The sequence below is a fragment of the Amycolatopsis lexingtonensis genome (assembly GCF_014873755.1).
Classification (GTDB): Bacteria; Actinomycetota; Actinomycetes; order Mycobacteriales; family Pseudonocardiaceae; genus Amycolatopsis; species Amycolatopsis lexingtonensis.
Genome location: NZ_JADBEG010000001.1, coordinates 5,877,930 through 5,892,208, shown reverse-complemented (window position 1 = coordinate 5,892,208; position 14,279 = coordinate 5,877,930). Strand labels below are relative to the sequence as shown.

Genomic DNA, 14,279 nt, shown 5'->3' with positions numbered 1-14,279 from the left:
ACATTGGGGCGCATCGCCGAGCCCGGACCGCCGCTCACGGCAGTTCTCGGGCCAGGCGGTGCAGGCGCAGGGCGAGGTGGACGTCGAGGGCACGGTCGCCCTCCTGCCAGTCCTCGCCCAGCAACGCCGTGATCCGGTCGAGGCGCTGGTAGAGCGTGTTCGGGTGGATCGTCAGCGCTTCGGCCGCCGCGGCCTTGCGGCGGCCGTCGCGCAGGAAGACCTCCGCGGTGCGGACCAGGTCTGTGCCGCGTTCCTCGTCGTGGGCCAGCAGCGGCGCGAGGGTGCGCGTGACGAACGCGCTCGCTTCCTCGCGCCCGGCCCGGCTGAGCAGGTAGCGGTACGGGCCCAGGTCGGCCGGGGAGGCCGTGGCGCCATCGCGGCCCAGCGCTGCCAGTACCCGCAGGCACGCCGAAGCGTCGTCGTACGCGTCGGCCAGCGCGGTCACCCCGGTCGCCGGGCCCGCCAGGCCGGTCGTGCCCAGCGGCCAGGAGCGGACCGTGGCCTCGTCGGCGCGGACCAGGGCGACCACGTGACCGTCCACTGTGGAGCTGAACGCGGTGTGCTTGCGCAGCCGCGGGTCTTCGCTCACCACGACCAGGTGCGGGCGCCGCAGGTCCAGGCCCAGTGACCGGGCGTACGCCGGCGCTTCGCGGACGCGGCGGGTCACGACGTGCTCGACCAGCTCCTCCGCCGTCCGGCGTTCGGCCCGCTCGACCGACGCCACCAGCGCGACCGTCATCGCCGAGCGCTCCAGCAGCCGCACGTCCGCCTCGGTGAGCGGCTCGGCGGGAACCACCTGCAGTGCCCCGAAGTACGTGTTGGCCGACGCGATCGGGACGGTCACCGTCCGGTCCGCCACGTGCGTCCGCCGGGCGTGGGCGAACAGCTTCGACGGGGTGCCGCCGAGCCCGGCGGCCACCGGCGAGCCGGCACGGGCGGCCGCGCGGACCTCGTCGTGCTCGTCGGCGACGACCACCAGGCCGGGCACCAGTTCCGACAGCGAGACCACGACGTCTTCCGGCGCCCCGCCGTCCAGCGCCACCGCCAGGAGCCGGTCGTGCAGCCGGACCGCGCGGTGCAGCCCGTCGTTCGCCGCCGCCAGCGCGGTGACCAGCTTGGCGTTTTCGATGGCGATCGCGGCGAACGAGCCGAGCGAGGTCAGCAGTGACGACTCCGCGGCGGTGAACCGGCGGACCGCGCGCTGCGCCACCATCAGCACCCCGGCCACCTTGCCGCGCAACCGCAGCGGCACCCCGAGGATCGTGCGCAGGCCCTCGTCCTCGGCGACGCGGTCGACCTCGCCGAGGTGCGTGAGCGCGGCGTCGCCGAGGTAGTCCGCGCTCTGCACGGGTTCGCCGGTGTCCGCCACCTGCCCGGCCAGCCCGCCGTGCGGCGGCAGCACCACCCCGCGCAGCCGCGGCCCCAGCGAGCCGTCGGTGACCCGGATGACGAGGGAGCCGTCCGGTTCGGCCAGTGCCAGGTAGGCGACGTCGACGCCGAGCAGGCGCCGCGCGTGGTCGACGACCTCCTGCGCCAGCGCGTCGAGGTCGTGGACCGCCGACAGGCGCAGCACGAGGTCGTACAGCTCGCGCAGGCCGCGGGTGTCCATCAGCCCAGGGTGGTCGTGGTGCCCGGGGCCCAGCCGGGGTCGCCGGTGGCGGCGAACCGCACCCACGCGCCGTTGACTTCGCGCGCCAGCTCCGCGGGGGCGTCGTCGCCGACGAGCGCGGCCGACGCGGCCAGGGAGTCGAACACGAACGGCAGCTCCATGCCGTGGCACGCGCCGAGTTTCGGTGCCCGCCAGGCGAACTCGTACCCGAACGAGCGGCCGCGGTGGTTCTCGAGCAGTTCCTTGACGCCGTCGCGGAAGACGAGGTCGGTCATGGCTTCGACGAACACCTCGCCGGTGTTCCGGCCGCCGCCCAGGCCGTAGCTTTCCAGGACGCCCGCCGCGTCCGGGTGCGACGCCGACAGCATGGCCACCGCCTGCTCGTCGGTGAGCACGTCGAGCAGGCCGCTGGGGCCGAAGTACAGCAGCATCTCCTCGCGGCAGGTGCCCGCGACCAGGTCGACGCCGGCGCCCGCGCCGCCCCGGATCGCCTCGCCCGGGTGCTCCGGCAGGACATCGTCGCCGACCACGGGCAGGAACGGGCTGAGGCCGAAACCGCGGTCCCGGCCGCCGGTGTCGCGCAGGTCGGGCCCGCCGCCGGGCTTGAGGAGCGCGTCCTGGGCGTCGAGCAGCTGCTCGGTGGTCAGCCGCCGGAACGCCTCGGCGGCCGGCTCGACGCCGAGCCCGTGCGCGGCCGCCTGGGCGACGCGGTCGAGTTCCGCGCGCCCGCGCACCAGGTTCGCGTGTCCGCTTTGGACGATCGCGCGGTGGAAGAGTCCTTGCGAGAGCGGCGATCCGAGCAGGCAGGCGACGCTGATCGCGCCCGCGGACTCGCCGAAGAGCGTGACGTTGCCGGGGTCGCCGCCGAACGCGGCGATGCTCTCCCGCACCCACCGCAGGGCGGCGAGCTGGTCGCGCAGGCCGAGGTTGGTCGCGCCGCCGTCGAGCGGCAGGAAGCCGTCGATGCCGAGCCGGTACTGCACGGTCACCAGCACCGCGCCGGCGCGGGTGAACGCGGTCCCGTCGTAGACCGGGGCCGAGCCGGTGCCGCCGAGGAACGCGCCGCCGTGCACGAACACCAGCACCGGCAGGTTCGCGGCGCCCGGGTCCGGCGTCCACACGTCGACGGTGAGGTACTCCGGGCCCGGCCGCCAGCCGTCGCCGACCAGGGCCGACAGGTCGAGGCCCGGGATCTCGCGGCGCCGTTGCGGGGCGGTCGGCCCGGCGGCACGCGCGTCCCGCACGCCCTCCCAGGACGGCGCCGGGGCGGGCGCGGCGAACCGCAGCGCGCCTTCGGGCGCGGCGGCGTACGGGATGCCGCGGAACCGGACGCCGGTCGCGGTCGGTTCGCCACGGACCTGGCCGTCGGGCGTGCGGACGATCATGCGCGGCTCCTTTCGGGGAAGACCTTGCCGGGGTTGAGGATGTGGTGCGGGTCGAGCGCGTCCTTGACCGCGTGGTGCAGCCCGAGCACCTCGGGGCCGAGCTCGCGGGCGAGGCCGGGCTGCTTGAGCAGGCCGACGCCGTGCTCGCCGGTGACCGTGCCGCCGAGGTCGAGGGCGCCGGCGATGATGTCGTCGAACGCGGCCTGGGCGTTCTTCTTCGCTGCTTCGTCACCGGCCGGCGTGACGAGCAGCGGGTGCAGGTTGCCGTCGCCGATGTGGGCGACGTTGGCGATGAGCACGCCGTGCCGCTGCCCGGCGGCGTCGATCCGGGCGAGCATTTCCGGCACGGCCTGCGTCGGGACGCAGACGTCCTCGGTGAGCAGCGGGCCGAGCCGTTCCAGCGCCGGGTAGGCGAGGCGGCGGGCGGCGAAGAGCGCGTCGGCCTCGGCCTGGTCGGTCGACTGCGCGGCCCAGGTCGCCCCGGCCTGTTCGAAGCACGCCAGGATCTCGGCGGCTTCGTGCTCGCCGAGGGCACCGGGCGCGTCGGTGCGGGCGAGCAGGACGACGTCCGCGTCGGCGCTCAGCCCCATGTTCTTCCACCGGTCCACGGCGGCGAGGCAGTGCCGGTCGACCAGTTCGAGCGCCGAAGGCAGGATCCCGCGGGCCGCGACGGCCGCGGCGGCTTCCCCGGCGGCGACGGTGGTGCCGAAGTAGCCGGCGACCGTGCGCTCGGCGGCGCGGGCCGGCCGCAGCCGGACGGTGACCTCGGTGATCACGCCGAGCGTGCCCTCCGAGCCGACCATCAGCCCGGTCAGGTCGTACCCCGCGACGCCCTTGGCGGTCCGGCGGCCGAGCCGGACGAGCGCCCCGGTGCCGGTGACGACCTGCAGGCCCAGCACGTAATCGCGGGTGACGCCGTACTTGACGCAGCAGATCCCGCCGGCGTTGGTCGCGACGTTCCCGCCGATGGTCGACCACGGCGAGCTGGCCGGGTCGGGCGGGTACCAGAGGCCGCGCTCGGCGCAGGCGGCGCGCAGGTCGTCGTTGACGACCCCGGGCTCGACGACGGCGTACCGCTCCTGCTCGTTGATCTCCTTGACGGCGGTGAGCCGGTCGGTCACGAGGACGACGCAGCCGTCGACGGCGTTGGCCCCACCGGAAAGCCCGGTCCCGGCCCCGCGCGTGACGAGCGGCGTGCGGTGCGCCAGGCAGGCCTGGACCACGGCTTGGACCTCTTCGGCACTGTGCGGCCGGACGACGAGCGCGGGCAGACCGAAAGGAGCCCACTCGGCTTCGTCGTGCGCGAACCCGCGGAGTACGTCGGGGTCGCGCACCACCCGGCCGGCGGGCAGGTCGTCGATCAGCATCCGCGGGGAACCTCCTCGTCACCGTGCCCCCACGCTAGGACGGCGGGCGAGGTCTGGCCATGGGGAAAGTCCCCACCGGACGCCCCGGGTGGTGTGCGGACCGCACAGTGCACGGCGCAGGACCTGCGAAATCCACGGCAATGCAGGAGACGTTGATCTTGACAAGCTGCTGCCACGCTGATCTCACAGCCTTCGAGACGCCGTTCCGGGCGTCGTATCCCGGCGAGGTCGGTGACATGAAACTGCTAGCCCTCCTGCACAGCCCGGCGGCCAGCGGCGGCGACACGACGACCCGGCGGATCGCCGGGCACCTGACCGCGAGCGGCTATCCCGTCCTGCTCGAACCCCACGCCGCCGCGGTGACCGCGACCGCGGGGGACCACGACGTCCTCGCGCTGGTCGGCACGCACGCGCTCCTGTCCGGCAGCACCTTCCTCGAGATCGACCTGCCGTACGTGCTCGTCCTGGGCGGCACCGACCTCAACGAGTACGCCCTGGAACCGGTGTTCCACCAGGTGATGACCCGCGCGGTCGAGCGGGCCGCGGGGCTGGTCGCGTTCAACGACGACTTCGTGCGGCGCTCCCGGGAACTGTGGCCGCAGGTCGCGGAAAAGGTGCGGTACATCCCCCAGGGCGTGCGCACGACCCCGTCGGCGTATTCGCTGCGCCGCGAACTCGGCGTCGGTGCCGACGCGAAGCTGCTGCTCCTGCCCGCCGGGCTGCGGCCGGTCAAGGACCCGCTGTTCGCGATCGACTGCGTCAAGCGGCTGCACGAAGAAGACGAGCGCGTCCGGCTCGTCATCGCGGGCGTTTCCTACGACGAGGACTACGAAGCCATGGTGCGGCGGCGTTGCGGCGGCAGTCCCGCGGTGCGGTACGTCGGCGCGCTGCCCCGCGACGACCTGCACGCCGCCATGCGCGAGGCGACCGCGGTGCTCAACACCTCGACGTCGGAGTGCAGCCCGAACTCGCTGCTCGAAGCGATGGACGTCGGCTGCCCGGTCGTCGTGCGGGACATCCCCGGCAACACGTGCCTGGTCGAGGACGGGGTCACCGGACTCGTGTTCGCCGACCGCGACGGCCTGCGGGCCCAGGTGCGGCGGCTGCTCGACGACGACTTGCTCGCCCGGCGGCTGCGGCGGAACGGACAGGAGCACGTGCGGCGCGGCCACGGCATGCGGACCGAGCGGGCGCACTACGCCGCGGTGTTCCGCGACCTGCTCGACGACCTGCCGCCGGAGGCCGAGGTGCCTTCGCGCGACCGGGTGGTGACCGCCAACGGCGTGGACCTGTGCGTGCAGACGTTCGGCGATCCGGCGGACCCGGCGGTGCTGCTGGTGGCCGGGGCGTCGGCGTCGATGCTCGCCTGGGACGCGGTGTTCTGCGAGCTGCTCGCCGGCGAGTCCCGGTACGTGATCCGCTACGACCACCGCGACACCGGCCGCTCGGTGAGCTACCCGCCGGGGGAGCCGCCCTACGGCCTGCGGGACCTGGCCGCGGACGCGATCGGGGTGCTCGACGCGCTCGGCGTCGCGCGGGCGCACGTCGTCGGGATCTCACTCGGCGGCATGATCGCGCAGGTCGCCGCGCTGGCCGAGCCGGCGCGCGTGGCGTCGCTGACCCTCGTCGCCACCAGTCCCGGCGAAGGCGCGGACGGTCCCGACCTGCCGCCGCCGGCGTTGCGGGTGCTGACCGCGCTGGCCGACGTCGAACCGCCGGACTGGACGGACCGCGGCTCGGTCGTCGACCACCTGGTGGCGGCGGCGCGGCCGCTGTCCGGGCCGTCGCGTGCGGCGGACGAGCACGCGCGGCGGCGGGTCGCGGGCCGGGTGTTCGACCGCGCCGGCGGCACGCTGGAGTCCGCGGGCAACCACGCCTACCTCGACCACGGCGGGCCGTGGCGGCCCCGGCTCGGCCGGATCACCGCGCCGACGCTGGTGCTCCACGGCGCCGCCGACCCGATCCACCCCGTCGCCCACGCGCACGCGCTGGCGGCGGCCATCCCCGGCGCGGTGCTGCGGATCCTCGAGCACGCGGGCCACGAACTGTCCGAAGAGGACTGGCCGGAGGTCGTTCCGGCCCTCGTCCGGCACACCTCCGGCACCGAAGGGCGGCTCAGCCGTGCAACCACACCCCTGTGACTGCAGCCCGATGTGCGAGCTGCGGGCGGCCAACCCGATGCGGATCCGGCCGACGCGCCCGGGCGGCAGCGGCACGTTCGCGGCGGTCTCGCCCTACCGGCGGGCGGTGCCGGCCACCGGCGACCTCGCCGCGCGCGTCGCGAGCTACGTCGTGCTGACGCTCGACCCGGCGGTGCCCGACGTCGCCGCCGACTACTGGATGCACAGCGAACGCTTCTACCGCGCGGTCGCCGATCCCGTCGCCGCCCGGTTGGGCGGCGACCTGGCCCACCGGCGGCTGGTCGCGCACCCCACCGACGCCGACGCCGAGCGCGCGCTGGCGGCCCGGGTGGCGGAGCTGCTCGAAGCAGACCCGGCGCTGGCGGAAGAACTGGCCGCCCGCGCCGACGTCGCCGACGACAACGTCTACATCAACTACTTCCGCGGCCCGGGGTACGGGCCCGGTGCGCGGACCGCGGACCTCGAGCGGCTGACCGGGCTCGCCGCGAAGGCGCCGAGCCACCCGGACGGGCGAGGCGAGGAAGTGCTCGTCGTCGTCCCGATCTCCGACCGCGACGGCGCCGGCCGGATCCGGAACCTGATGGCGTGCCTGCTCGCCCTGCGCGACCAGACGATGCCAGCGTCGGACTACCGCGTGACGGTGGTGGAGTTCGACGAGAAACCCCGGTGGCGCGATCGGATCGAACCGCTCGCCGACCGCTACCTGCACGTCGAGGGGAGCGGCCTGTTCAACAAGTCGTGGACGGTCAACGCCGGCGTCCGGCACACCCTCGGCGCCGCCCGCACGCTGTGCCTGCTCGACGCGGACATCCTGGTGGACCGCGATTTCCTGGCGCGCAACCACGCGCGCTTCGCCGAGCACGGGCACGGCGCGCACCTGCCGCACACCGAAATGCTGTCGCTGGACGCGCAGGCGAGCGACCACCTCATCGAACAGCGGTGCGGCCACGGCACGCCCGACGTCCCGCTGGCCGGGGCGCGCGGGCTGCTGCTGCGGGACGTGCCGGGCGCCTGCCTGTGGCTCACGCCGGAGCTGTTCACCGAGGTCGGCGGGCTCGACGAGCGCTACCGCGGCTGGGGAGGCGAAGACGAGGACATGCTCTACCGCGTAGCGAACGCGGGCTCGGTCGTGCAGTTCGACGACGTGTTCGTGCACCTCGCCCACCGGCGCCCGGCGATGCGGCGCGCGGACGGGGCCCCGTTCAACGCGCACGTCCCGGTCGGCACGTGGACCGGCGAGCAGGGCTACGGCGAACTGGCGCGCGCCACCGGAACCGATGACTAGCACCGTCCTCCCGCTGCCGCGCCTGCGCGGGCACCGGATCGCCGTCGCCACGGTGTTCTTCGTCGTCGGCGTCCTGCTGGGCACGTGGTTCACGCGCGTCCCGGAGCTGCGCACGGCACTGGGCCTGGACTTCGCCGAGCTGGGCGCGGTGCTGGTGTGCCAGACGGTCGGGGTGCTGATCGCGATGCAGGTCGCGGGCCAGCTGTCCGCGCACCTGGACAGCCGCACGGTCCTGCGCTGGACGGCGGCCGTCGTCCCGTGGTGCCCGGTGCTGGTCACGGTGACGCCGGGCGCGTTCGCCGCGGCAGCCGCGATGCTGGTGTGGGGCCTGCTGGCGGGCCTGCTCGACGTGGCCATGAACGCCCAGGGTGTGGCGCTGGAACGGGCGGGACGGCGCCCGTTCCTGAGCGGGCTGCACGCGGTGTGGGGCGCCGGTGCCCTGACCGGTTCCCTCGGCTCGCTGGCCGCGGTCCGCGCCGGGGTTCCGCTGGGCGTGCACTTCGCCGTGGTCGCGGCCGTGTTGTGCGTGCTGGCGTCGGCCGCGGGACGGCACGCCTTGCCGGAGACAGCGGGCCGCGGTCCGGGCGAACGCGTCGGCCTGCGGTCGGGCTGGACGCGGGCGGTGCTGGTCCTGGGTGCCCTCGGCGCGGCGGCGGCGTTGTGCGAAGGCGCGGTTTCGAGCTGGTGCGGCGTGTTCCTGCGGGAGCAGCGCGGCGCGGCCGTGGAAGTGGCTTCGCTCGGGTACTTCGTGTTCGTGCTGGCCCAGACCCTCACCCGGGTGTTCGGCGACCGCGGCCACCGCGTGCTCGGCCCGGCGGCCCTGCTGCGCTGGAGCATGGCGGCGACCGTGGCGGGGGTGCTGCTCGCGGTGCTGTCCCCGGACCCGTGGGTGGCCTTGGCGGGTTTCGCGGTGCAGGGCTGCGGTCTCGCTGTGGTCATCCCGGTCATCGCGGGTGCGGTCGGGCACGGGGCGGCCGGGAACACGAGCCTGGCCATCGCGCGGTATTCGACCTTGCACCAGGCGGGGGTGCTGGCGGGCCCGGCGGTGTTCGGGTGGCTGGCGCAGACAATGGGGATCGGGACGGCACTGGCCTCGCTGGTGGTCCCGCTGGGGGCGATCGCCGCGCTCGCCACGGCCACGGCACGGCGGTGAAAGCGGATTCTCCCGAGCTGCTTGAACGCGCAACCAGATGCGAGTACTAGTGGCTACAGGGCCAGTACGGTCCGTTCGCTCTCCAGGGGAGAATCATGCGTCTTGGTTTCAGCCTTCCGGTTTTCGGCAAGGCGGCGGCCACACCGGGTGGGATCGCGCGGTACGCGAAGGCGGCCGAGCAGGCGGGGGCGGCCAGCCTCTGGGTCGGTGACCGGCTGCTGTCGCCGGTCGCCCCGGTCGTGGCCTACCCGGGTTACGACACCATGCCCGAGCAATTCCACACCGCGCAGGACCCGTTCACCGCGCTGGCGGTCGCCGCGGCGGTGACCGAAACCGCGATCCTCGGGTCCAGCACCATCAACGCCACGCAGTACCAGCCCGCGAACTTCGCGCGGCTGCTGACGAGCCTCGACGTCGCCAGCAACGGGCGGCTGCTGCCCGGCCTGGGCATCGGCTGGTCGCCGGACGAGTACGACGCCGTCGGGATCCCGATGTCCGAACGCGGCAAGCGGCTGGACGACCTGCTCGACCTGCTCGGCAAGTGGTGGACCCAGGACGTGGTGTCCCACACCGGGGTCGGCTACACGATCGCCGAGAGCCACGTCGACCTCAAGCCGGTCCGGAAGCCGCCGGTGCACCTGGCCGGGTTCGGGGAGAAGGCGCTGCGCCGCGTCGCCGAGCGGGCCGACGGCTGGCTGCCGGTCTGGTCGGTGCCCGAGCAGTTCCCGGCGAACGTCCTGACCGACACCCTCGCCAAGCTGCGCGCCGGCGCCGAGCAGGCGGGCCGCGACCCGCAGGCGCTGGGTGTCGCGCTGCGCGTGAACGCCGATCCGGAGACCAAGCCGGAGCTCATCGCCGAGTCCGTCCTCAAGGTCGTGCCGGTGCTCGAGCCGGACGAGGTCTTCGTCGACCTCACCTACCTGAGCACCAGCGTCGAGGAGCACCTCGACCTCACCGGCCGCCTGCTGGAGCTCACCGCCCGGGGCTGAGCGACGCCGCGCGGCCCTCGTCGAAGAAGGCCTTGATCGCGGGGGCTCCGCCGAGTCCGGCGAGCGGCCGCGCGGCACCGAACGGCGTGTTCCAGAACGCGCCCTCCCGCGGTTCGAACGGGCCGACGTACGCGTACGGCTCCGCGAGGTGGCCGTCTCCCGGTGAGACGCCGTAGTTCACCTCGTCGAGTGTGATGGCGACGTCGAAGTGCTCCGGCCACAGGATCGGCATCACGTCCGGCGCGAAGTCCCGCAAGGCGCGGTCGCCGTCGGCGAAGGCGCGTATCAACACCGTCACGGCGGCCGGGTCCAGCGTGATGACCTCGTCGGCGCCGACGCCCGGGCCGTCGCCGTACACCCCGGCCGGCCCGCCCGCCTCGATCCCCGCCTCGGCCGCGACCTCGGTGAACGACCGCCCGTGCAGGGCGACCCGCGTGCCCGGCGCGACGAGTTCGCCGCCCACCACCCGCAGGTCCGGCGCGACGACGGTGGCGAAGCCGCCCTCGACGACGCGCAAGTCGATCCGCTCGCCCGCCCGCCACTGCGGGCCCGCCAGCAGCAGTTCCGCCGCGCCGTGCAGGAACCGGCGGGTGCTCGCGTCGGTCATCGGTTTCGCTCCTCGTGTAACGCCCGGCGCTCCGCCCGGCACTGAGTCCCCAGTGTCCCCGAGCCTGGGAGGAAAACCATGCCGAGCTACGACGACCTGCGCGCCCTGTTCCTCAACGGCACGCTCAAGCGCTCCCCGGAGCCGAGCAACACCGACGGCCTGATCGGCGTCAGCCGCGGGATCATGGAGAAGCAAGGCGTCCGGGTCGAGGTCGTCCGCGCGATCGACCACGACATCGCCACCGGCGTCTGGCCGGACATGACCGAGCACGGCTGGGCCACCGACGCCTGGCCGTCGCTCTACGAAAAGGTGCTGGCCGCCGACATCCTCGTGCTGGCCGGGCCGATCTGGCTGGGGGACAACAGTTCCGTGACCAAGCAGGTCATCGAACGGCTCTACGCCTGCTCGCACCTGCTCAACGACGCCGGGCAGTACGCCTACTACGGCCGCGTCGGCGGCTGCCTCATCACCGGCAACGAAGACGGCGTCAAGCACTGCGCGATGAACGTCCTCTACAGCCTGCAGCACCTCGGCTACACGATCCCGCCGCAGGCCGACTCCGGCTGGATCGGCGAGGCCGGCCCCGGACCGTCCTATCTGGACCCGGGCTCCGGCGGCCCGGAGAACGACTTCACCAACCGCAACACGACGTTCATGACCTGGAACCTGCTGCACCTCGCGCGGCTGCTCAAGGACGCCGGCGGCATCCCCGCGCACGGGAACCAGCGCAGCGAATGGGACGCCGGCTGCCGCTTCGACTTCGTCAACCCCGAGTACCGCTGATGCCGTAAGACGACCGTCACCGTTTTCGCCCGTTCCGGCGCTTATATTCGGCTGGTGAGCCCGCTTCCGCCGGACATCGAACTGGTCGCCGCGCTGCGCGGCGGGGACGAAGGCACCTTCGCCGCCGTCCTCGCCGCGTGGTCGGCGCCGATGCTGCGGGTCGCCCGTTCGTTCGTTTCCACCCACGCGTCGGCCGAAGAGGTCGTGCAGGAAACGTGGCTGGCCGTGGTCAAAAGCCTCGACGCGTTCGAAGGACGGTCGGCGGTCAAGACGTGGGTGTACCGGATCCTGGTCAACACGGCCAAGAAACGCGGCGCCGCCGAGCGCCGCAGCGTCCCGTGGGCGAGCCTCGCGCCCGACGGCGAAGACCACGGTCCCACCGCGGCTTCTCCCGAAACCACGGCGCTGGCCGGGGAAATCCGCCGGGTGATCGCCCAGGCGCTGGACGAGCTGCCCGCCCGCCAGCGAGCGGTCATCGGCCTGCGCGACGTCGCCGACCACACCGCCGAAGAGGTCTGCGAACTGCTCGAGATCACCGCGGCGAACCAGCGGGTCCTCCTGCACCGCGCCCGGGCGGTGGTGCGTGCCCGGCTCGCGGATTACCTGGGCGCCGAGGCGAAACCGGCCTGACGGGCGAAGAGTTCGCCGAACCCGAGCTAGTGCGTGATCCTGAACGAACTCCCACAGTATCTTGCAACTTCGAACAACATCCTGCACACTGCGAACACCCGGCGCCCGGCGAGTCCACCCACGTCGAGATCGAGGAGTTCCCGTGCCCCCTGCCTCGTCATCAGGCTCACGCCGCAGACGCGCCGTCGTGCTGACGGCCGCCGTCGCGGTGCTCGTCAGTACCGCGACGCCCGCCGAAGCCGCGCCGCCCACCAGCGGTTACACCGTTTCGGTCCAGTCGAAGGGCGCGTGGTCGACCCCGACCGACTCGCCGGCCAGTCCGTACCTCGACAAGGACGGCACCTTCTACTTCCAGCAGTCCGCCGCGCTGTACGGCGCCACGCAGCCGCGCGAGTGGGAGTTCTACAGCGGCCGCGACTTCGACAGCTTCACCAAGAACACCATCAGCGACGCCGTGAACCCCGCGGACCCCGAAGACCGCAACAACGACACGACGAAGCGGTGCAACACCAGCCCGACCGGGGTGGAAGCGACGAACCCGCCGTCCGGTTCGAGCTACTCGCAGAAGAACTTCTGCGACCTCGTCGGCACCTGGGTCGACCCGGACACCGGCGACTGGTACGGCCTGGTGCACAACGAGTTCACCCCGCAGCCCTTCGGCGACGGCCTGCACTACGACGCCATCGACTACGCGGTCTCCACCGACCAGGGCAAGACTTGGAAGATCCAAGCGCACGTCCTGACGTCGCCGTACAGCACGAAACGCGGGGACACCGCCGCCTTCCCGAACCAGACCTACTACTACGGCGACGGCGACCAGCGGCTCTACGTCGACACCGCGTCCGGCTACTTCTACGTCTTCTACGGCTCGCGCGTGGTCGACAAGAACGGCGGCTGGAAGGCCTTCTACGCGCACGCCGCACGGGCGCCGATCTCGGCCAAGATGGCGCCGGGGTCGTGGCGCAAGTGGTACGACGGCGCCTGGACCGAGCCGGGCGTCGGCGGCAAGGAAAGCAACCAGGTGCCGGTCGGGCCGGACAGCGCCACCGGCTACACGCCGGCCGCGAAGGAGTACAGCCCCGCGAACACCGGCACCGCGGACCAGCAGATCGCGGCCGGCACGATGCCCGCGACCTCGCCGTTGTTCGTCATGGACATCACCTACAACGCCTACCTCGGCCTCTACATCGGCGAGCCGCAGGCGGTCGACCAGAGCGGGAACGCGCCGCAGCAGTACTACGCGACCGACGACCTGGCCACGCAGAAGTGGTACCCGATCGGCGGCACGGGCAATTACCACACGGCGTCGTGGTACCGGTGGTTCGTCGACGGCGTGAACAAGACCGGCTCGGCGATCGTGGGCAAGAACTTCCGCGCGTACTGCTCGTTCGGCTGCTCTGGCGGCGCTTCCGGCGAGTACGTGAACGTCTCGATCGACAACCCGGTCCGCGCGGCGGTCCCGTTCGACCCGGCCAAGACCTACCGGATCGCTACCGGCGAAGGCCGGGTCCTCGCCCAGAGCGGTTCCGCGACGACGTCGGTCGCGGCCGGCGACGGCTCGGCCGCGCAGGCGTGGTCGTTCACCGGCAACGGCGACGGGTCCTACCGGATCACCAACGCCGCGAGCGGCGGGCTGCTCGGGGTCGCGTCCGCGTCCTCGGCCACGCGGGCGTGGGGGACCGTGCCGACGGTGACGTCCAGTTCCGGGGTGGGGCAGCAGTGGTTCGTCATCCCCGGCGCTTCGGGGACGTACCGCCTGGTCAACCGCTACAGCGGCCTGGTGCTCGGCATGTCCGCGGCCCGGCCGGCCGAGACCACGCCGGTCCGCCACTGGACCGACACCACCGGCAGCGCGGCCGGCGGCGGCCGCACCGCGGCGCAGCAGACGCTGGCCATCACGGCGGTGGGCACCGCGCCCGTCCTGACCGGCGCGCACACCCTCGCGGTGGGCGGCAAGGCGCTCGACGTGCCCAGCCACAGCACCGCCAAGGGCACCCACCTCGTCACGTGGACCGCGAACGGCGGCGCCAACCAGAGCTGGACCTTCACCGCGCAGCCGGACGGCTCCTACGAACTGCGCAACGTCGAATCCGGCCTGTGCGCGGACGTCGACGGCGGCGCCACCACGGCGGGCGCGGCGGTCATCCAGTGGACCTGCACGGGCGGGGCCAACCAGCACTGGAAGGCCGCCCGGCAGGCCGACGGGACGTACGCGTTCGCGGCCGTCCACAGTGGCCTGCTGCTGACCATGGCGTCCACTTCGGACGGTGCCGCGGTCACCCAGCAGGCCGCTTCCGGTGCCGCACTGCAGCACTGGTCGCTCGGCTGAG

At 73.3% G+C, this 14,279-nt stretch carries 11 protein-coding genes; 7 read left to right on the top strand and 4 right to left on the bottom strand.

Annotated elements, in window-relative coordinates:
* Positions 1-34: 34 nt before the first annotated feature.
* From H4696_RS26450 to H4696_RS26440, 3 genes are read right to left on the bottom strand one after another with little or no spacing between them, the layout of a single operon-like run.
* Complete coding sequence (locus tag H4696_RS26450) at positions 35-1,609, bottom strand: helix-turn-helix domain-containing protein (RefSeq protein WP_086855782.1); 1,575 nt, start codon at positions 1,607-1,609, stop codon at positions 35-37.
* Positions 1,609-2,994, bottom strand: a complete 1,386-nt coding sequence (locus H4696_RS26445) for a carboxylesterase/lipase family protein (protein WP_086855783.1) — start codon at positions 2,992-2,994, stop codon at positions 1,609-1,611. The genes H4696_RS26450 and H4696_RS26445 overlap by 1 nt, the downstream gene beginning before the upstream one ends.
* Complete coding sequence (locus tag H4696_RS26440; protein ID WP_086855784.1) at positions 2,991-4,361, bottom strand: FAD-binding oxidoreductase; 1,371 nt, start codon at positions 4,359-4,361, stop codon at positions 2,991-2,993. Before H4696_RS26440 ends, H4696_RS26445 begins: the two co-directional genes overlap by 4 nt.
* 236 nt (positions 4,362-4,597) lie before the next feature.
* Here H4696_RS26440 and H4696_RS26435 point away from each other — a divergent pair, with 236 nt between their 5' ends.
* The 4 genes from H4696_RS26435 (at position 4,598) to H4696_RS26420 (ending at position 9,929) form a co-directional block, all read left to right on the top strand.
* Positions 4,598-6,502 (top strand): alpha/beta fold hydrolase, encoded by a 1,905-nt coding sequence (locus tag H4696_RS26435; protein WP_086855785.1) that lies wholly within the window; start codon positions 4,598-4,600, stop codon positions 6,500-6,502.
* A gap of 10 nt (positions 6,503-6,512) precedes the next feature.
* A complete protein-coding gene (locus H4696_RS26430; RefSeq protein WP_086855786.1) occupies positions 6,513-7,787 on the top strand; it encodes a glycosyltransferase family 2 protein in 1,275 nt (424 codons plus the stop codon).
* On the top strand, positions 7,780-8,940 hold the full coding sequence (locus H4696_RS26425) for an MFS transporter (protein ID WP_225955812.1): 1,161 nt from the start codon (positions 7,780-7,782) through the stop codon (positions 8,938-8,940). The genes H4696_RS26430 and H4696_RS26425 overlap by 8 nt, the downstream gene beginning before the upstream one ends.
* Positions 8,941-9,035: 95 nt before the next feature.
* A complete protein-coding gene (locus tag H4696_RS26420) occupies positions 9,036-9,929 on the top strand; it encodes a TIGR03619 family F420-dependent LLM class oxidoreductase (protein WP_086855787.1) in 894 nt (297 codons plus the stop codon).
* Here H4696_RS26420 and H4696_RS26415 read toward each other — a convergent pair.
* The gene (locus H4696_RS26415; protein ID WP_086855788.1) at positions 9,913-10,536 is read right to left on the bottom strand and encodes a hypothetical protein; all 624 of its coding nucleotides are present in this window, start codon (positions 10,534-10,536) and stop codon (positions 9,913-9,915) included. The two genes, H4696_RS26420 and H4696_RS26415, sit on opposite strands and share 17 nt — an antisense overlap.
* Positions 10,537-10,614: 78 nt before the next feature.
* On the opposite strand from H4696_RS26415, the gene H4696_RS26410 reads away from it, so the two are divergent.
* The 3 genes from H4696_RS26410 to H4696_RS26400 all read left to right on the top strand — a co-directional run bounded on the left by H4696_RS26410 (position 10,615) and on the right by H4696_RS26400 (position 14,278).
* Entirely contained in the window at positions 10,615-11,319 is a 705-nt protein-coding gene (locus tag H4696_RS26410) for a flavodoxin family protein (protein ID WP_086855789.1), read from the top strand.
* A 54-nt stretch (positions 11,320-11,373) separates the two neighbouring features.
* Positions 11,374-11,949, top strand: coding sequence for an RNA polymerase sigma factor (locus H4696_RS26405; protein ID WP_086855790.1), 576 nt, complete (start codon positions 11,374-11,376; stop codon positions 11,947-11,949).
* 187 nt (positions 11,950-12,136) lie between these two features.
* A complete protein-coding gene (locus H4696_RS26400; protein WP_249026801.1) occupies positions 12,137-14,278 on the top strand; it encodes an RICIN domain-containing protein in 2,142 nt (713 codons plus the stop codon).
* The last annotated feature ends 1 nt before the right edge of the window (position 14,279 follow it).